The 20,157-nt window shown below is 37.5% G+C and carries 20 protein-coding genes; 5 read left to right on the top strand and 15 right to left on the bottom strand.

Annotated features, from left to right (window positions below; translation table 11 throughout):
- Positions 1–8: 8 nt before the first annotated feature.
- Positions 9–2,708, bottom strand: a complete 2,700-nt coding sequence (locus Q4493_RS06385) for a M14 family zinc carboxypeptidase (protein WP_303450453.1) — start codon at positions 2,706–2,708, stop codon at positions 9–11.
- A 135-nt stretch (positions 2,709–2,843) separates the two neighbouring features.
- On the opposite strand from Q4493_RS06385, the gene nfuA reads away from it, so the two are divergent.
- Entirely contained in the window at positions 2,844–3,422 is a 579-nt protein-coding gene (gene nfuA, locus Q4493_RS06380; RefSeq protein WP_303450451.1) for a Fe-S biogenesis protein NfuA, read from the top strand.
- 66 nt (positions 3,423–3,488) lie between these two features.
- On the opposite strand, the gene Q4493_RS06375 is transcribed toward nfuA, so the two are convergent.
- From Q4493_RS06375 to Q4493_RS06365, 3 genes are all read right to left on the bottom strand, one after another.
- Positions 3,489–4,235, bottom strand: a complete 747-nt coding sequence (locus Q4493_RS06375) for a complement resistance protein TraT (protein ID WP_303450449.1) — start codon at positions 4,233–4,235, stop codon at positions 3,489–3,491.
- A 39-nt stretch (positions 4,236–4,274) separates the two neighbouring features.
- Positions 4,275–4,628: a hypothetical protein gene (locus tag Q4493_RS06370; protein ID WP_303450447.1), complete on the bottom strand. Its 354-nt coding sequence runs from the start codon at positions 4,626–4,628 to the stop codon at positions 4,275–4,277.
- A gap of 70 nt (positions 4,629–4,698) precedes the next feature.
- On the bottom strand, positions 4,699–6,033 hold the full coding sequence (locus Q4493_RS06365) for an MATE family efflux transporter (RefSeq protein WP_303450445.1): 1,335 nt from the start codon (positions 6,031–6,033) through the stop codon (positions 4,699–4,701).
- 108 nt (positions 6,034–6,141) lie between these two features.
- On the opposite strand from Q4493_RS06365, the gene Q4493_RS06360 reads away from it, so the two are divergent.
- Entirely contained in the window at positions 6,142–7,197 is a 1,056-nt protein-coding gene (locus tag Q4493_RS06360) for a polysaccharide deacetylase family protein (protein ID WP_303450442.1), read from the top strand.
- Between the two features lie 82 nt (positions 7,198–7,279).
- Here Q4493_RS06360 and Q4493_RS06355 read toward each other — a convergent pair whose 3' ends face one another.
- Genes Q4493_RS06355 through Q4493_RS06335 form a run of 5 tightly spaced genes read right to left on the bottom strand, consistent with a single transcriptional unit; the run spans position 7,280 to position 11,200 of the window.
- Entirely contained in the window at positions 7,280–7,909 is a 630-nt protein-coding gene (locus Q4493_RS06355; protein WP_303450440.1) for an SCO family protein, read from the bottom strand.
- Positions 7,910–7,926: 17 nt separating this feature from the next.
- Positions 7,927–8,844 carry a heme o synthase gene (gene cyoE / locus Q4493_RS06350; RefSeq protein WP_303450439.1) on the bottom strand — a complete coding sequence of 306 codons (918 nt, stop codon included), beginning with the start codon at positions 8,842–8,844 and terminating at the stop codon, positions 7,927–7,929.
- Between the two features lie 8 nt (positions 8,845–8,852).
- Positions 8,853–9,836: a heme A synthase gene (locus tag Q4493_RS06345; protein ID WP_303450789.1), complete on the bottom strand. Its 984-nt coding sequence runs from the start codon at positions 9,834–9,836 to the stop codon at positions 8,853–8,855.
- Between the two features lie 25 nt (positions 9,837–9,861).
- Entirely contained in the window at positions 9,862–10,422 is a 561-nt protein-coding gene (locus tag Q4493_RS06340) for a hypothetical protein (protein ID WP_303450437.1), read from the bottom strand.
- Between the two features lie 19 nt (positions 10,423–10,441).
- Positions 10,442–11,200 (bottom strand): SURF1 family protein, encoded by a 759-nt coding sequence (locus tag Q4493_RS06335; protein WP_303450435.1) that lies wholly within the window; start codon positions 11,198–11,200, stop codon positions 10,442–10,444.
- 61 nt (positions 11,201–11,261) lie between these two features.
- Between Q4493_RS06335 and Q4493_RS06330 the strand changes: the two genes are divergently transcribed.
- Entirely contained in the window at positions 11,262–11,471 is a 210-nt protein-coding gene (locus tag Q4493_RS06330; RefSeq protein WP_303450433.1) for a DUF2909 domain-containing protein, read from the top strand.
- 200 nt (positions 11,472–11,671) lie between these two features.
- Here Q4493_RS06330 and Q4493_RS06325 read toward each other — a convergent pair whose 3' ends face one another.
- From Q4493_RS06325 to lexA, 5 genes are all read right to left on the bottom strand, one after another.
- Entirely contained in the window at positions 11,672–12,556 is an 885-nt protein-coding gene (locus tag Q4493_RS06325) for a cytochrome c oxidase subunit 3 (RefSeq protein ID WP_303450430.1), read from the bottom strand.
- 30 nt (positions 12,557–12,586) lie between these two features.
- Complete coding sequence (locus Q4493_RS06320) at positions 12,587–13,144, bottom strand: cytochrome c oxidase assembly protein (protein WP_303450429.1); 558 nt, start codon at positions 13,142–13,144, stop codon at positions 12,587–12,589.
- A gap of 9 nt (positions 13,145–13,153) precedes the next feature.
- Positions 13,154–14,761: a cytochrome c oxidase subunit I gene (ctaD, locus tag Q4493_RS06315; protein ID WP_303450426.1), complete on the bottom strand. Its 1,608-nt coding sequence runs from the start codon at positions 14,759–14,761 to the stop codon at positions 13,154–13,156.
- A 12-nt stretch (positions 14,762–14,773) separates the two neighbouring features.
- Positions 14,774–16,273: a cytochrome c oxidase subunit II gene (gene coxB, locus Q4493_RS06310; protein WP_303450787.1), complete on the bottom strand. Its 1,500-nt coding sequence runs from the start codon at positions 16,271–16,273 to the stop codon at positions 14,774–14,776.
- Between the two features lie 561 nt (positions 16,274–16,834).
- Complete coding sequence (gene lexA, locus Q4493_RS06305) at positions 16,835–17,458, bottom strand: transcriptional repressor LexA (protein ID WP_303450423.1); 624 nt, start codon at positions 17,456–17,458, stop codon at positions 16,835–16,837.
- Between the two features lie 218 nt (positions 17,459–17,676).
- Between lexA and Q4493_RS06300 the strand changes: the two genes are divergently transcribed.
- Both Q4493_RS06300 and Q4493_RS06295 read left to right on the top strand, forming a co-directional pair.
- A complete protein-coding gene (locus Q4493_RS06300) occupies positions 17,677–18,801 on the top strand; it encodes a GNAT family N-acetyltransferase (RefSeq protein WP_303450421.1) in 1,125 nt (374 codons plus the stop codon).
- A gap of 23 nt (positions 18,802–18,824) precedes the next feature.
- Positions 18,825–19,436 (top strand): DUF938 domain-containing protein, encoded by a 612-nt coding sequence (locus Q4493_RS06295; protein WP_303450418.1) that lies wholly within the window; start codon positions 18,825–18,827, stop codon positions 19,434–19,436.
- 63 nt (positions 19,437–19,499) lie between these two features.
- Here Q4493_RS06295 and Q4493_RS06290 read toward each other — a convergent pair whose 3' ends face one another.
- Positions 19,500–20,156: a CoA transferase subunit B gene (locus Q4493_RS06290; protein ID WP_303450416.1), complete on the bottom strand. Its 657-nt coding sequence runs from the start codon at positions 20,154–20,156 to the stop codon at positions 19,500–19,502.
- Between the last annotated feature and the right edge of the window lies 1 nt (position 20,157).

Genomic DNA, 20,157 nt, shown 5'->3' with positions numbered 1-20,157 from the left:
GTTTATAGTTATTTCGTTGAAGCACTAAACGCTTTGGCAAAAAATAAACTATTCGCTAACACTTTGGCACTTCCTAACCAATAGCCTCTAAAAGCAAAGACATCTGACGTTGCGATAACACGACCTCTACCTTGGTTATGTGCAACAATTGCCGGGCTACTCGCTATTTTATTAATTAAATTTTGATCGGTATAACCACTCATTAATGGACTTCGCGTATATTCAGCAACAGTGATAAAAGGCGTTTCAACCGATTCCATAATGATGGTACTGTTTCTAAATAACGGTAATTGTGAATCAGTAAAGCCATAAGCTAACGGATGGCTAGTATCAAGTTTAGTGTCAAAAATAGCACCAGCAATACGTTTTCTTGCTGATAATTTTTCTTTATCTTGATAGGTCAGCTCTTCAGTATCGAATAAATCATTAATGTGGCCTTTTTCAACAAAATCAGCCTTTAACAATTCTACTGTAGATAACCATTGTGCCGCGCGTTTTTGCCCGAAAATAACCCCGCCCTTTTTAACCCAAGACTGAATATTGCTAGTAACATTTTTATCCATATCTCCATAGTTACCATCTACCATAATAATATGGCTGTATGGTGCTAAATCAACGCGAGATAAACGGCTTCTTTCAACGATAGTCACTGGAATATTTAAAATATCATCAAGGTAATAAAGAATTTCAGCGGCTTCATATTGTGAACTACCTTTACCGCCAATGAGCAAAACTTTGACAGGGTTTACTGGTTTTATTGAACCTGAGCCAACATCAACACCATTAATGGTTAAGCCTGTGTCTATGTTAAATATTGGTAATGAAGTTTCATTCGCCGCTCGTTCTAACAAATCGCGCCATTGGCTAGTTGTTTGAGTACCGGCAGGAATGACAATAGTACCCGTGGCAAAATTTTTCGTTTTACCAGCAATCACTGAAGAAAAGGTCTTCGTCGCTACTTTGGCATTGATGCCATTTGCTAACAATTGATTTAACAGCTTAGGTGCCAAGAAGTGATGCCATTCAAATGCATAAGCGTAGGCATTTTTATCAATAGATATTGCAATTTTTTCAGCAGGTTGCCATGCTTCTTTAGCAAGCCTTAATCCCCAAGTACGGCCTACTTTTAAAAAATTAATATCCATGGCTAATGGCATTGTCCACCCAGAAACATCATAAAAAGTATTATCTTTAAAATCAGTTCCTTGATTGAATAATGCTTGGATCACGCGATATTGTTTTTGCTCAAGTGGTACATAAAAACTCTGGTCTTTTTTATAAAGTTTTCCGTCATAGCGAAAATCTTCGGTTAAAGGCATTACATTGATTTGATGCGCAATGAGCTTTTCTAAAAATACATTTAAACGATAGCTATCTTTCGCTTCAGTGATTAAATAACCACTGAATTTGTCTTTTTTGATCAGTTGCTCTGATTCTTCATGAAAGCTTTTACGATAATTTTTAAATTTATCGCTATTTTCAAACGCACCTTGAATGGTGGAAAGCGATGTTAACACATGATTTTTAATGCCATATTCGAAGGTCAATAAACCGTTAATACTGTCTTGTTGAAAGCCACGACTACTGGCTTGTTCGAATAAAATTCCGATACCGCCATTAATGTCAGGATAAGTTGAACCTTTACCATAATAAAAATCGTCAAAACTTTCTTGGCTGTAATATAAACGATCTTCTTTGTCTAACGCTTTGGCATGAAATGTAGCGAGTAATTGGGTTAATTCCGTGGTTTTCTTCGGCGTTAACGGATGCGTTCTACTTGGAATACCGGGTTGGAAAAAATAACTACTATTCGCGCCCATCTCATGAAAATCACCTAAGACATGCGGTTGATATTGGTGAAAATACCTAATTCTATTGCGACTCTCTTTTTGAGAAAGTAATAACCAATCACGATTTAAATCAAAACCAAAGTGGTTTGTTCGACCTGTGCGCCATTGTTGATGGTGTTCAATATGATTAGGATCAGGGTTTGCGGTTGTGCCACGATAAGTATTTACCCAATTAACAAAACGGTCCATACCATCAGGATTGATGCTTGGCTCTAAAACAATCACTGTGTTCTTAAGAATATTAGCTACCGACTCTTCTTGGCTGGCCGCTAAATGATACGCAATAACGAGCGCTGCGTTACTGCCAGTGATTTCATCACCATGCACTGAATACCCAAGCCAAACCACTAATGGATCTTCTGGCTGCTTACCCACATCTTGGCGAGCTAATAATTCAGGTAATTTTGCAATATTGTCAGGGTGAGAAAGTGTTAATAACACTTGTTTACGCATTTCTGTTGTGCGACCAATGTCAGTCAAGACCACTTTATTTGAAGCATTAGATAACGCTTCCATGTATTGCACAAGTTGGTCATGACGAATATGTCGTTCACCTAATCCAAAACCTAGCACCGCTTCAGGCTTGATAATAGATTGATCGTAGCTGTGATTTTCTGGTAAATATTTTTCAATCGCCGCAGCGAATAAAGACTTGCTAAACAAACTTAATAATAAGGTTATTATTAGTAAACGAAAATGCATTTTTGAGATTCCTAGCTTATTGCTTGAGTTAAACCAAACGAGTTTCATTGCAACAAAATAACAAACTCTTAGATAGGCAGCCAGTAATTCTCCCTTATATTCTTGTCGATTTATCTCTTTTTTATCTCGTTTTTCAACAAAAAGACTCTTTTTCATAAAAAATAAACCGCAGCATAAATGATCACTAGCGAAACTTAACGTAGCAGAGTAAAATAAACATACCTGACTAATTTAGTCAGGTATCACAAAAATCTTATTCTTATTTTTGAAAAGTTTAGAGCGAAACGCATTATGATCACAATTTCAGAAACAGCCCAAGAACATTTTCAAAAGCTGTTATCCCAACAAGCCGAAGGCACAAGTATTCGTGTATTTGTTGTCAATCCAGGAACTGCAAGTGCCGAATGTGGTGTGTCATATTGCCCAGCAGATGCTGTTGAACCTGAAGATATCGAAATTCCTTTTGAACATTTTTCAGCTTATGTAGACGCAGACAGCAAAGCATTTTTAGAAGATGCAGAAATCGATTTTACTACTGACCAAATGGGCTCTCAGTTAACTCTAAAAGCACCCAACGCAAAATTGCGTAAAGTAGCTGATGATGCTCCATTATTTGAACGTGTTGATTACTTTTTAAAAGCGGAAGTAAACCCTCAATTAGCTGGTCACGGCGGTGAATGTACCTTGATGGAAATTACCGATGACGGTTACGCGGTTCTACAATTTGGTGGCGGCTGTAATGGTTGTAGTCAAATTGATGTAACGGTAAAAGATGGAATCGAAAAACAACTTATTGAAATGATGTGTGATGAAATTAAAGGTGTTAAAGATATGACTGAACACGAACGTGGTGAACATTCATATTATTAAAGTGTCATTAAAAAAAATCCTCGTCAGTGTTAATACTGGCGAGGATTTTTTAATACCTATTATTTATTAAAAGAAAGACGCCATTGCATAGGCTGTTTTCTCAAACATTAATGGTTGTGCTTCCATTAATTCTAAATTAGCTTTATTAGCCGTAGTTACTACACGTGTACGGTATTCTTTTTGTGTTGTTGCTTCAGAATAAGTTTGAGTAGTTGCACCGTCATCTGAAATTTTAGTATTGATTTTAGAGTCTTTACGAACAATAACACCTTTACCCGCACGCTCTTTTATTTGGATATCTGCTACCAAAAGATACATAACATCTTGCACAAAAGCATTAGCCGCTGTTGAAAGTGCTCCAACTAACAATCCTGTTCCTACTGCGTTGCGATATGAACCACCTGTAGCATAACTAATCGCAGCACCAGCACCAACCCCTTGAAATCCAGCACCTAAAGCAGCCGCAGCCATATCAGGAGTAGTCTTTTCAAGATTTCTCACAAAAACACTCATAGTATATTGCGCTTTTTTAGGATCATCAGTTAACGTATAACCATTACCACTATTAACTAACTGTTGAGATAATGCATTACGAAAAGAATTTCTATCAAACTCCATAACACCACTTCTAACTTCTAAGTAGATTTTACGTTTTTCTTGTTCAACAGGATCTACAAATATTGATGTGCTTATTTTCGTTTGTACATCTAAATCACGTTTAGCAATAGACGTATGAACTGCAGAACAACCACTTAGAATACTTAATACTGTACCAACTAATACAACATTAATGAGAGACTTTACTTTAATCATTTTAACTCCTTATTTTTTGTTTTAAATTTTATTGTTTCGTTAATAATAATATCGCCCATGATAGCGATAGTAATATTTACAATTTCTATATTGCGTCCAGTTATAGCGTAATAAGTCTCTACACGTATAACCTGGTCGCCAATATGTTCCTTGATATTCAGGCGGCTTTACTTTTTTCTCCAGCATGCTTTTTATATAAGCATCCACTTCTTTAGGCCTTTCAGCAAGAAATGGTTTGGACAATACTTCGGCGTTCATTTGAGCTTGAGCTTTAGCAAGCAGTTCTTCGTCAGTCTCTTCCGAGGCAAATAATGATTGGCTTCCAACAGTGATTTGGAGAATAAAAAACCATGTAACTATCAAAACTTTATGAGGGGTGAATTTATTTTTCATATTTAATTCCTTTTTAAACTTTAATGAATAGTTAATCACTAATAAATCCCGCGTAAAATATAGCTTAAATTTATTTAATTTGATAGACACGATGATTAAAATAATAAAAATGCCACGCTAGCGTGATTCCTCTAGCTATCATAAAAAAGATAAAGGCTAACCATAAGCCATTATTTTCAAGATCTTGCAATAACCACCACAATGGAAAGAAGCAACCAAAGGTAGAAAGAATCATACTATTTCGCATTGCTTTTGCTTGCGTTAAACCAATATAAATACCATCAAAAAGATAACTCCAGCAGGCGGCAAGCGGTAATAGCATAATCCAAAATAAATATTGGTCGGCATAAAGAACGACTGCTTCGATGTCTGAAATTAAACGGATCACATAAGCACCTGAAATCATAAAAAACAAGCTATATGCTAAAGCAAAAATGATGGTCCAAAATAAACTCACTTTAAAAACAACCTGTAACTTTTTGAGGTTATTTTCCCCTTTCGCTTTACCTACCATCACTTCTGCGGCGTTAGCAATGCCGTCTAAACCGAAAGAGATAAAAAGTAAGAAATTCATTAATATCGCATTCGCTGCTACAACATTATCCCCTAACCTTGCCCCTTGGAACGTGATAAAAACAAAGCAAGATTGTAAACACAGCGTGCGGATTAAAATGTCTCGGTTGAGTTTGAAATAACTAGTCAATGCTAATTTGTTGAACAGTTTGCTCTTAACATCCTTTACAGATGCTTTGATGACAGATTTAAAGTGATGACTAATTAAGCCAAAAGATAATAAAACACTGGCATATTCTGCAATTAACGTTGCATAAGCGACACCTTGTACTTGCCAATCAAGCCAAAGCACAAAAACGACATCAAGAATAAGGTTAACAAGATTGGTAAAAATAAGGATCCACATTACCATTTTCGCTTTGTGATTACCCAATAACCAACCTAAGAGTACTAAGTTAGCTAACGCGGCAGGTAATCCCCAAATTCTAATTTCACTGTATTGTTTAGCATAAAACTGCACCTGCTCTGAGCCGCCGGATAAATAAATCGCTCCTTCAATATAAGGCGTTTGCAATAAGATAAAACAGCCGCCAATGAACAAAGCAACCAGTAAACCTCGTAGTAATACTAATAAATTTTGTGGTGAGTTCTGTTGACCGAATGCTTGGGCAGTTAGGCCTGTGGTTGTCATACGTAAAAAGCCACATAACCACGTAATGCAGGTTATGATCATAGCACCTACGGTACTTCCACCTAGAAAATAAGCATGTTCTAAATGCCCAATCACCGCCGTATCTACCAAACCTAACAATGGTACTGTGATATTAGACAGTATCATTGGGATAGCTAAAACAAATAATTGTTTATGATCCGCTTTATTTGCAAAAAACAATATTCACCTACTTTTGAAGTTAATGACGCCTATGACACTATATATTTTTGTCAATAAGCGCTATGGTTGGCAGCATGAGTATCTTACTACGAAAAACAGGGTAATCCCGTGAAAATCATTCAATTTAGTCTGTTAATTATTCTATTCAGTTTTACGATGAATAGTGTTGCCGCGGTTATTTTACAATACCACCATGTTAGTGACGACAGTCCCGCCAGTACGAGTATTTCGCCATTGCAATTTGAAGCACATATGCAATATTTAGCCGATAATAGTTTTCGTGTTGTTTCTTTATCAGAATTGATGAATTCCACTAGAAAACAACAACCGATTCCTGATAAAACTGTGGCGATCACCTTCGATGATGCCTATTTAGATATTTTGACACATGGCAAACCGATTCTCGATAAGTTTAACTACCCTTTTACTATTTTCATTAATCCCGGCATTATCAACCAAAAATCAGCACAATATCTTTCGTGGCAACAATTAAAGAAAATGGCAGATGAGGGCGTAATTATTGCTAATCATGGTTTTAATCATGATTCTTTAGCGCGTATTCCAGAAGGGTTGAACGAGGAAGAATGGCTTAAACATTTAGGAAGGTTACTCAACAAAGCTGAAAAAATAATTGAGGATAATACCGGACAAAGTTGGCGCTATTTTGCTTACCCATATGGTGAATATACGCCAGCCATACAACATTGGATAAAGTCACATGATTTTATCGCCTTTTCACAACAAAGTGGTGCGGTAGGCTTAGGTACAGATCTTAGCGCTGTTCCGCGTTTTCCAGCATCAAAGCCTTATGACAAACTCGCCACCTTACGCGACAAATTACACGCATTGCCTTTTTCTATTACCTTAACAGGCAAAAATGCCGACACAATTCATCCAGTGAATAGCTTAGAATCTGCTACCTTCAATGTCATTGTTGATGATTTTAATAAGCGTCAATTAAATTGTTATGTTACCGGTATCGGTCGACAAAACATTGATTGGCAAACCGATAATAGCTTTATGATCACTTTCAACGCGCCATTACCGACGGGACGCGTAAGAGCAAACTGTACAGCGCCAAGCAAAAGTAAACCCGGTAGGTATTATTGGTATTCAAAACCTTGGTTTATTTTAAAAGAAGATAATCAGTGGTACCCACTTTAACTAAGCCTATTCAAAATACATTAATCGTCATATCAAAAAAGGAGCTATTCGCTCCTTTCTTTTATAACTTTATTCTTAAAGATTACTCAGATAAATTCACAATTTTTGCAAAATCACTGACTAAATTATCCCCTGAGATAATCGGTAATTGCCCTAGTTCATGCTCAGGTTTGAAAATTGCTGCAATTTTACCTTCGGGGTTAATCAACACGATAGACGCACTATGATCTACTAAGTAGTTATCATCTCGTTTTTCATCACTTATCGCATACATTAAACCTAAATTCCTCGCGAACGGAAATAATACCGAATGATCCGCGGTTAACGCTTTAAATTCTTGATTAAAATAAGCGATATATTGAGCAAGCTTTTCTACTGTGTCTCGCTGAGGATCAACGGAAACTAGCAATACTTGCGCATTTTCATTGATCGCTTTTAGCTCATCATAAACAAAATTTAACTCTTGTAGGGTGGTAGGACAAACATCAGGACATGAAGTATAACCAAAAAATACCCATGACCATTTACCGATCAATTGTTCGTTGGCAAACGTAGTGCCTTGATGATCAACCATAGCAAAAGGTTTAATCGTACGAGGTGTTTGATAAAACAAAGAATGTTCAGGCTGCGCCAAGTTAAACGATTTTTGATACAGCAAAAAACCTGTCGCTATTGATATAACCGCAACAATAGCGATAAGTAATTTATTCACAAGATTATCCTTAATAACTAGTTAATTGGCAGTACATAATGATCAACCAATAAAATAATAAACAGCAACATTAAATGGATAATCGAAAACTTAAAGGTGTCCATTGCGGTACTTTCATCGGCATTAAATTTTAGCTTCCACGCATAAACAAAAAACATGATGTTCAGTACAACAGCACCAATTAAATACAGCCAATTACTCATCCCAACAAGATAAGGCAATAAGCCAACAACAAACAATAAAACGGTATATAAAAGAATTTGTGTTTTTGTAAAGTTCACGCCGTGTGTAACAGGCAACATTGGAATGTTAACTTTCGCATATTCATCTTTACGATGAATAGCTAACGCCCAAAAGTGTGGTGGGGTCCACGTAAAAATTAACAAGACTAACAGCAGTGCATTAGGATGAATTTCATTCGTCATTGCCGTCCAACCCAACAAAGGAGGAATAGCTCCGGCTAAACCACCAATTGTGATGTTTTGTGGCGTAGCGCGCTTTAAATACATGGTATAAATAAAACTGTAACCCACTAAGCCCGAGAAGGTTAACCAAGCCGTTAAAGGATTTACAAAGCTATATAAAATTGCAAAACCAGAGACCGCTAATAGCATGGCAAATAGGGCGGCATTTTTCGGATCTAGTCGGCCAGTTGCTACAGGTCTGTTGTAAGTTCGGCCCATAACACTATCTATACGTTCATCAACGATATGATTAATTGCGGCGGCGGCAGATGAAAGAAAACCAATACCAAGCATTGAAGGAATTAAAACCTGCCAAGGAATAGCGCCAGGCACCGACAAACACATACCCACTAAAGCCGTTAATACTAATAAAGCGACCACGCGTGGTTTAGTGATTTCATAATAATCACGCCAGCTTGCCGTTAATTCTTTACTCACATCAGCCTCTACTGAAGAAATATCACTACTCATTCTTACTCCTAGGCTTTTCGTTTCAAACTATAGGTTAATAAAATTAACATTAACATTAAGAACGCTGCAACAATGTTATGACTGACCGCCACAGATAGTGGTAATGAAAACCAAATATTACTCACCCCTAATGCTATCTGTGTGGTTAATACCGCTATTAAACCGATAGCAGTATTTTTAAAGAATCGCGTATTAGCCTTGATGAAAATGGTACCGGCTAGCCACAACAAGTAAATCGCGGTGATAATAGCGCCAAAACGATGCATTACATGTATTGTGACACGTTCATAATGCCCTAAATGACCATGTTCGTAGGTATCACGCTCTGGTGGTATCAAATCAAAAGCCACTTCAATGGTGAATTCTTCTACCCAACCTGCCTGACAAATCGGTAATTCAGTACAAACTAGCGCAGCATAATTAGACGACGTCCAGCCACCTAGCGCTATTTGCCCGGTTAAAATAACCACGCCTAATAAACCATAGCGAGCATAGCGTCTCACGGCAGGATCGCCACCAGGTACTCGATATGGATTTAATCTTAAATACAGCAAAAACAATAAACACAAGGTTGTAAATCCACCAAGTAAATGCCCCATTACCACCACAGGCATTAACATTAAGGTAACTGTCCACATCCCCAATGCGGCCTGGAAAATAACCACACATAAAATCAACAAGGGGAGAAATAGCGGTGTTCCCTGCTCTCGATTTTTTATCGATAAAATAGCAATGGCTAAAATAAATAAGCCTAACGCACCAGCAAAGTAGCGATGGATCATTTCATTCCACGCTTTCTCAGGTTCAACAGGTCTATCTGGAAAAGCTTGTTCTGCTTTTGAAATTTGCTCTGACGACTCCGGTACGTCTAATAACCCATAACAACCTGGCCAATCAGGACAACCTAAGCCAGCATGCGTTAAACGAGTATAAGCGCCTAAGGTGACAACAATAATCGCGAGTAAGATACTGACAAGGACAAGTCGTCTAATATTTTTTGTACTTTTAGACTGCATATTAACCAATCCTTGAATATTTCAATAATTTCTTCATATCAGCAAGTATCGCTTTATCAAAAGATACTAAACCGGCTTTTTCTTTTGGACCTTGATAAGACATTACTACATTGCCTAAGGGATCAACAATCACTAACTGATTCGTTGCAATATGTTCATTGGCTTGTTCTGGTAACGATATTTGCTGCCACTTGGCATGACGTAAATTAGTTAATTGTTTTTCCGTTAACGTTTGCTCGTATAAAGCAACAGGGGTAACACGAGGAAGTTCTTTACCTAATAAGGTATAAGTATTATTAAGCGATAGCAGGGTTTTTTCGCATAATTGTTGACAGTTTTTTGGCAAGCGATAAAGGATCAACCACTGTTCTTTTAACACCGCCTGATCTACGCCTAAGTCAGTTAATGTCAGTTCTTGTTCGGATAATTGACCGTGGTTAGTTACCCCGTAATTAAACCAATGCTGCTCTAATGCTAATTTAGCGAGAACAACAGGTAATATGAATACAGCCAGTGTGATTAATAACGTTCGACGTGATTTATTTACTTGAGGCGAAGACATAGATACCCTTTTTCTTATTTTAATTTTTATTATTATTTTTCGGTTTATGTTTAATAAACCATACACTAGCACTGATCATTAACAGCAACCAAGCTGTAGCTAATGAAAACCATTGAAAAGCATAAGCACGATGCTTTTCTGGTGGCATCACGATAGGACGCCAATTTTTTTCAAATCCTAGACTCTCTTTTGTATCTAAGTAAACAACAAAGGGCAATAGCTTTTGTGTAAAAAGTGGTGAAAATTTGTCAATTTCTATGCGCTGAATTCTCAACGGCCAAGTAGGATTAGAGTAACTTTCTTCACTTAACACTAAGCCTTGCTCAATTAATCTGACATGACCTTTAATTTGTTGATGCCCAGATATAGGTGTAACTTCAGGTAGTTTACTTCTATCAATAAAGCCTTCAACCCAGCCTAAATTTACTAACACTGAAATATCGTTTTGGGTAATCACTTGTAATACGCGATAACCCAATCGACCATTTTGTGTTTGATTATCTAATAACAAGATTTTTTCATCATTGAAAACACCCTGAATTTTTACCGGTAGGTCATTGATATTTTCATGAGATGATTGTAACGATAAGACTTCATCGATAGATAAAGCATCTTGTGTCTTATATTGGCTAATTCGTGTTAATCGTTGCTCTTTTTCAATAGCTCTAGCCGTTTGCCACAATCCAAGCTTGATTAATCCACTAAAGACAAGCAAAGTGAAGACAACAACAAACCAGTTTAATTGATTGAAATATTCTCTAAAATCAGCAAACTTCATACATTACCGTAAAAATTAATATCAACCTGAATAACCTAACATAATAAAAAGAGAGGGTTTTGTGATTATAAAAATTATCATTGTCGGCTTATTAGCCTTTATGGTTTATAACCTGTTTCGTGCCTTAATCATCATGAATAAAAATGATCCAAACCAACCAAGTATGTCAAAATTTATTGGTCGTAGAGTCATGATTTCAGTCGTTATAGTCATTCTATTACTAGTCGGCATTCTCACCGGCGTAATCACTCCGAATCCAAGACCTTATTAGAAGAAACCTTGTTCAGAAAAATAAGGCGCTTAACTAGCGCCTTATTTTTATAATCACTCTAAATTTTAATTTTATATATTCTATGTAAAAGCTTAAGGCTAAATTGATTAGCTCAAGAACAAAAAGCAGGCACGGAATGTAAAATTTTACTTGAGTACCTTCGATAAAGTTATTGAGTTAATCAATGACGCATTCAGTTTTTAAATGATGTAAACAAACACAAATAAGAAAACCCATACCACATCGACAAAGTGCCAATACCAACTTGCGGCTTGGAAGGCAAAATGATTCTTAGGTGTAAAGTGACCTTTAAATACTCGGATCAACATCACGATTAACATGATGGTACCTAAGGTAACATGCATACCATGGAAGCCTGTCAGCATATAAAAGGTGTTGCCATAGATACCACTGGTTAAATAAAGCTTCATTTCATCAGCATAACCATGTGCATACTCTAAACCTTGGCAATATAAAAACACTAGACCAAGCACACAGGTTAACCCTAACCAAAATTTTAGTTGTGGACGTTTATCTTGCTCTAACGCAACATGAGCTAAATGCGCGGTAACTGAAGAAGTTAATAGCAAAATAGTATTGATAAGCGGTAAACCATACCAACCCATACCTGTTGTTTCTGTACCATCAGGTGTTTTAATCAATGGCCATTGCGCAGTGAACTCTGGCCATAACACGGCACCAGTCATTGCATTATTATCAGCACCGCCTAACCATGGTACCGAAAGTGTTCTGGCATAAAGTAAAGCACCAAAAAATGCGGCAAAGAACATCACTTCAGAAAAGATAAACCAACTCATGCCTTGCTTAAAAGAATTATCCATTTGGTGGCTATACTTGCCAGCCATTGATTCATTTATCACATTATTGAACCAACCAAACATCATGTAAATCACCATCGCGATACCGGCGATTAACACATAGCCACCGAAACCTGAGGTTGAATTTTTTATATCAGTTACATAATTTGCTGCGCCTACGGCGATTAAAAACAATGCAACGGCACCAACAATTGGCCAATGGCTTTGTGCGGGTACATAATATGTTTCATATTTTTTTGTAGTCATCACTATTCCCCTGTGTTTTCGCGTAATCGCTTAAGATTCAACTGAGCCGGTGATATCGTATAAAGTGTAAGACAAAGTAATGGTCTTCACTTCTTCAGGTAACTCTGCATCAACATAAAATTGCAGAGCCATTTCGACATCTTCTTGTGCTTTAAGCGGCTGAGAGTTGAAACAAAAACACTCTATTTTTTGAAAATAAATCGCGGCTCTACCGGGAGAAACTGATGGAACAGCCTGCCCAATAATGTCATTTACCGATTCATTCTTCGCATAAAACTTCACTAATTTCATTTCACCAGGGTGTACTGTAATTTCATTTATCATTGGCTCGAACTGCCAAGGAATTCCTTTTGCCGTTCGACTAATAAATTGCACAGTAATGGTACGGCTTTCATCGATGCCATCTTCATTAACACTTGCAGCGGTAGTCGCCGTTTTACCATTTAACCCGGTGATATCACAAAATACGTCATATAAAGGTACTAAAGCAAAACCAAAACCAAACATTGCAAACACCACCAACACGAGTTTTTTAACGGTTTTCGATGTTTTATTATCTGACGCTTTTTGCTCTTGCTCAGTACTCATTATAATTTCCTATTGTCCTTTAATATCTTCAGCATTAGGTGGCGTTTCAAAGGTATGATATGGCGCCGGACTTGCCACCGTCCATTCCAACCCTTCTGCACCATCCCAAGGTTTCGCTTCAGCTTTCTTACCACCTTTAATACACTTAATAACAACCACTAAGAATATTAATTGTGATAAACCAAAAGCAAAACCGCCGATACTTACCCACTTATTAAAGTCAGCAAATTGCAACGCATAATCAGGAATACGACGAGGCATGCCCGCTAAGCCTAAGAAATGCATAGGGAAGAACAAGATATTTACCGAAATTAACGAACACCAAAAATGCGCTTTACTTAATCCGTCGTGATACATATGCCCTGTCCATTTCGGTAGCCAATAATAAGCCCCAGCATAGATAGAAAATAATGAACCCGTTACTAATACGTAATGGAAATGCGCAACAACGAAGTAGGTATCATGATATTGGAAATCAACTGGGGTTAATGCCAACATCAAGCCTGAAAAGCCACCAATAGTAAACAAGATCACAAAGGCGATTGAGAACAACATTGGGATCTCAAAGGTCATAGAACCACGCCACATCGTTGCCACCCAGTTAAAGACTTTCACACCTGTTGGTACCGCAATTAACATCGTACAGTACATAAAGAACAACTCACCAAATAAAGGCATACCTGTAGTAAACATATGGTGAGCCCAAACGATGAACGATAAGAAGGCAATGGAAGCCGTTGCATAAACCATCGAGCTATAGCCAAACAAGCGTTTACGAGCAAAAGCAGGAATGATGGTTGAAACAATACCAAAAGCCGGCAATATCATGATGTAAACTTCAGGATGACCGAAGAACCAGAAAATATGCTGGAACATGACAGGATCGCCACCACCGGCAGCATCAAAGAAGCTTGTGCCGAAATACGTATCCGTTAGTAGCATGGTAACCACACCAGCTAACACCGGCATTACGGCAATGAGAAGGTAAGCTGTGATGAAAAATGTCCATACAAATAATGGCATTTTCATATAAGTCATACCCGGAGCACGCATATTCATAATGGTGACTATAACGTTAATTGCCCCCATAATGGATGAAACACCCATAATATGCACAGCAAATACAAAGAACGCTGTACTACCATTTGAATAGGTTGTCGATAATGGCGCGTAGAAGGTCCAACCGAAATTTGGCGCTCCTGACTCCATGAAAAATGAAGCAATTAAAATAGAAAATGCGAAAGGCAAAATCCAAAAGCTCCAGTTATTCATTCGTGGCAATGCCATATCTGGCGCACCAATCATCATTGGGATCATCCAGTTAGCAAAGCCAGTAAAGGCGGGCATAATTGCGCCGAATACCATGATCAAACCATGAACAGTGGTTAATTGGTTAAAAAAGTCTGGTTCAACAAATTGTAATCCTGGTTGAAATAATTCAACACGAATCATCATAGCTAAGGCACCACCAAATAATAACATGATGAATGCGAACCAAAGGTACAAAGTACCAATATCTTTATGGTTAGTTGTATATAACCAACGTTTTATACCCGTCATTTTGTGATCATGATGATCATCGTGCTCATGCGAGTCGTGAATAGCTTCTGTAGTCATTATTCTGCCTCCTTACTTAGCACTTGCAGCAATATCTGCGGGTTGAACAACATCGCCGGTATTATTACCCCAAGCATTTCGCTCAAAAGTAATGACGGCAGCAATGTCTGTTTTAGACAATTGAGCACCAAAAGCGGCCATACTTGGATTTTTCTTACTACCATTTACCACCATGTCGATATGAGCATTGACATCTCCGGTAGTAATAGGACTTCCAATAAGCGATGGGAAAGCTGGAGGTAAACCCGCGCCAGTTGCTTGATGACAAGCAACACAAGCAGTGTTATAGACTTTTTCGCCTTTAGTCATCAGCTCTTCAAGTGAATATACTTTCGATAAATCTTCGGCAGGTGCTGCAGTTACTGCTTTAGCAACTTCATCCACTACTTTTTCAACCGCGGTGGCAGCTGAAGCGGAAGATGAACCACTAGTAGCTGATTTAACATCGGCTGCTTGTACCGTATCACCTGTGTCATTACCCCAAGCGTTACGTTCATAAGTAACAACCGCCGCAATCTCTTTCATACTAAGTTGTTTACCATAACCTTGCATACCGGTACCGGCTTTACCGTTGAACACTATATCAATATGATTAGCAACACTACCTGTTGTCGCAACTGCACTACCTTTAAGCGCAGGAAACGCAGGTGGTAACCCTAAGCCGCTAGGTTGGTGACAGGCTGCACAATATGCCGTGTAAGTAGTTTCACCTAACTGCATTAATTCTTCTTTAGAGAGTGAAGCATTTAAAGAAGCGGCTTCTGCAGCAGCAGCACTCGCAATTAATTCATTTTGCTCGTCAATCCAACGGGCATAGTCTTCTTCAGACTTAACTTCTACGACAATCGGCATAAAGCCATGATCTTTCCCGCAAAGCTCAGCACATTGACCACGATAAATGCCTGGCTCAGGTACTATCGCCCATGCTTCGTTAATAAAGCCTGGGTTAGCATCTTGCTTAACGGCAAAATCTGGCACCCACCAAGAGTGAATAACATCATCTGAAGTGATCAAAAAGCGGATTTTTTTATTCACAGGGATCACTAAATGTTTATCAACTTCTAAAAGGTAATTTTCTCCTTTTGCTTCGCCAACACCATTTTGATTTTCGTATTGTCCGCGAGGAGTAGATAAAACAGAATAGAATTCAATGTCTTGGTCAAAATATTTATAGTGCCATTTCCATTGAGAACCGGTGATTTGAATGGTGATATCAGAATTATCGTTATTTTCCATGCTAACCAGTGTTTTAGTTGCTGGTATCGCCATGCCAATTAAGATGACGATTGGAATCACTGTCCAAAGAATTTCCACCTTAGTACTTTCATGGAAAGTAGCAGGTTTTACCCCCTTTGATTTGCGATGGAACATAATTGACCAAAACATCGCGCCAAAAACGACAACACCAATTGCAGTACAAATATAAAGCGCAAACATATGAAGACCATATACTTCCTGACTTATATCAGTAACACCTTTGGTAAGATTTAACTGTTTATCTGCCCAAGCCATACTAGGGACTAAAAACCCTAATAATAGCCAACTTAGGTTACGTCTCTTCACTCGACATCTCCTCCACCCTTTCTAAGTTTTTAAAATCTTGAGCACCATTAAAAAATAACGAATGCCTTGATTTCTTTTAGTTGTTTTTGTTGTTATTTTACTTGGCGATTTTTTAACCACTTAAAGTGCGCCTTATTATTATTTCTGTTCAATTTCTGTTCTAGAATTACTTAAATCTTGATCTAGGTCAATTCTTAATTTTCTTTAAAAAAATAAAAAACCTTAACAATTACAATAGAGTATCAACTCTAAAACGTTAATAAGTCCATTTTATATAGCCTGACGGCATAGGTTAAAAATCAAGCAATTACTCTAATAAAATAATTAAGGGCTGAAATGCAAGTGAATATTTTTTATACAAAAAACAATCTAGTTTGAGAATACTAAGGTTAAATAAGAATTATTCTTTATAAAAGTTCGGCTAAAGCTTGAAAAGTGACAAAAAGTGAAAAATTGCTGACTTTTATTAAAAGGGTGGGAATAGAAGTCAGCAATAAATAAAAACGAAAACTACATCCAATCTGCAGAACGAATCACTCCTACAGCGATTCCTTCAACATTAAAATGTTGTGTTGCTAAATCAACTTTTATCGGTGAGAAATCTTCATTTTCGGCGTGAAGATAAACCACATTCCCTTCACGTTTAAAACGTTTTACTGTTACATCTTCATCAATTCGCGCAACAATCACTTGGCCGTTCTGCACATCAGTGGTTTGATGAACTGCTAATAAATCACCATCAAGAATACCAATATCTTTCATGCTTTCGCCATTTACGCGTAATAAATAATCGGCGGCTGGGTGGAATAAATTGCCATCAATTTTATAGTTATCTTCAACGTGTTCTTGCGCCAAAATAGGTTCTCCTGCCGCAACCCGACCAATCAATGGCAACCCTTCTTCTTCTGTAAATTGTTCAGCTAAACGAATACCTCTCGACGTGCCCGGTAACATTTCAATATAGCCTTTTTTAGCGAGTGCTTTTAGATGTTCTTCGGCGGCATTCGCTGATTTAAAACCAAAAAAATCGGCAATTTCAGCTCGTGTAGGTGGCATACCTGTTTCAGAAATATTTTCTTTGATGAGATCAAAAATTTGTTCTTGGCGTGGCGTAAGTGGTCGTAGGTTAGTCATTCGACAATTTCCTGTATATACTGACAGTTATAACTGTTAGTATATACAGGCTGTAAATAAACGCAACCCTCGTTAGGAAAGTAAAATATTTAATCTAAATGCTTTACATAATTCTATATAAATGAAAGAGATAAAACTCACTATGAGTAATTGATGATTAAATGTCACTGCAAAATCGGCTATGCTAAAGCAAAGGCTTACTTAACGATAAAAGCAACGTGAAAGCAGAATTTCATAATAACATTAATAATATTGCTAAAAACCAATGGCAAGCCCTAGAAAAATCTGCTTGTCCGTTTATGCATTACGCGTTTTTCAAAGCGCTTGAAGATAGTGCTTCCATTACTGCCGAAACCGGCTGGCAGCCACACCACTTAACGTTATCAGCCAATAATAAAATTAACGCTGTGCTCCCTTTATATATTAAACAACATTCGTGGGGCGAATATGTCTTTGACTGGGACTGGGCACAAGCTTATCAAAACCATAATTTAGATTATTATCCCAAGCTAGTCAGTACTATACCTGTTACTCCTATTCCTAGTGAGAAGCTCTTAAGCGATTCTGGTGATTACCTTGAATTAATGAAGGTACTCATTGAATATTGTCAGCAAAACAAACTCAATAGTTGGCACTTATTATTTATTCCTGAAATATCTTTAGTTGATCAAGAAAAATTGCCGGACGATATATATCTTCGTCATACCGTTCAGTTTCATTGGTTCAACCGCCAGTATCAAAGTTTTGATCATTTTCTTTCTTCATTTACCGCACGTAAACGTAAAAACACCTTAAAAGAACGCCGTTCAATTGCACAGCAAAATGTTGAGGTAACACAATTTACTGGCAAAGAAATCACCAAAAAGCACTTAGATTATTTCTATTTAACCTACCAGTTAACCTATTTAAAAAAAGGTCATCAACCGCATTTAAGCTATGCTTTTTTTCAGCAAATATTTCAAACCTTACCGGATAATATTTTACTAATTATCGCGAGTCGGGAGGATAATTATATTGCTTGTTCATTGTTCTTTTTTGATAAAAAAAATTTATATGGCCGTTATTGGGGATGTAGCGAGTCAGTGAAAAACTTACACTTTGAACTTTGTTATTATCAAGGCATAGAGTTTTGCATTGAAAATAAGCTAGCAATGTTTAATCCCGGTACACAGGGTGAGCATAAAATACAACGAGGTTTTGAAGCTGTTCTGACATACTCTTATCATTGGATTAAAAACGAAAATTTCAAAACGCCGATTAAGAATTACTGCCAACAAGAGCGAGCACAACTAAAGCGCTATCAACAGCAATGTTTAGCGTCGTTACCGTTTAAACAAGGCTAACACATAGATAATAGGAATTTAGCATGGAATTAGCATTTTCTCAGGCGTGTGAAAACAATAAGTCTGCTATTTTAACGGTATTAAAACAGGCTTTTAGTACCACGAATAATGTATTAGAGGTAGGCTCAGGTACGGGTCAACATGCCATACATTTTGCTGAACATTTACCGCAACTTGTTTGGCAAACGAGTGATCTTGCCATCAATCATTTCTCTATCAACCAAAGAATAAGCAATAGCGGTTTAAACAATATTCGTGCGCCATTAACGCTTGATCTTAATGAAGATTGGTCTTTGATAAACAACGACAATGCGCCTTACTTTGATGGAATTTTTACTGCCAATACACTGCATATTGTCAGCTGGCTGCTAGTGCAACGCTTTTTCACAGGCGTTGGCAATAATTTAGCGAAAAATGGCACCTTGTGTATATACGGTCCATTTAATTACGACGGTAAATTTACCAGCGCAAGTAATCAACAGTTTGATTTGTGGTTAAAAGAACGTGATCAACTCAGTGGTATTCGTGATTTTGAAGCAATAGTCACTTTGGCAAATATGGCAGGTTTATCATTAGTCACCGATCATACGATGCCGGCGAATAACCGTTTATTAGTCTTTAGCAAAACGAGCTAATAAACGGAGAAATAGAGGGAATAAAAAAACGGCACTTTAAACCAACCAAAGTGCCGAACTAGGTCAAACAAGCATTTCTTTGACGTTGTCACTGACGATCAATTCGCCTTCAGTAAGCGCCTGAATCTCTTCAATAGACACACCTGGCGCATATTCTAATAAGTGAAATTTACCATTGTTGATTTCTAGATACGCTAAATCGGTGAGAACCTTTTTAATGCAATTCTTCCCCGTAAGCGGCAAAGTACAATTTGCGAGTAATTTAGAATCGCCATGCTTTGAAGCATGGGTCATGGTGACAATAATATTATCAGCACCGGCCACTAAATCCATTGCGCCACCCATGCCTTTAATTAACTTTCCGGGGATCATATACGAAGCAATATTGCCATTCACGTCGACTTCAAAAGCACCAAGTACTGTTAAATCAACATGACCACCACGGATCATGGCAAATGATTCAGCACTTGAAAACACAGAAGCTCCCGTTGCCATGGTTACCGTTTGTTTGCCGGCATTAATTAAATCCGCATCAATTTCATCTTCAGTAGGAAATTGTCCCATTCCCAAAAGGCCATTTTCTGATTGCAACATTACTTCCATATTTTCAGGAATATAATTAGCCACTAACGTTGGTATACCAATGCCTAAATTAACGTAATAACCGTCTTGTAATTCTTGAGCAACGCGCTTTGCCATTTGTTCTCGAGTTAACGCCATT

Source organism: Colwellia sp. 1_MG-2023 (assembly GCF_030546755.1).
GTDB lineage: Bacteria > Pseudomonadota > Gammaproteobacteria > Enterobacterales > Alteromonadaceae > Thalassotalea_H.
The sequence above is the reverse complement of the archived record's forward strand: the minus strand, read 5'-3'. Positions and strand labels throughout refer to the sequence as shown.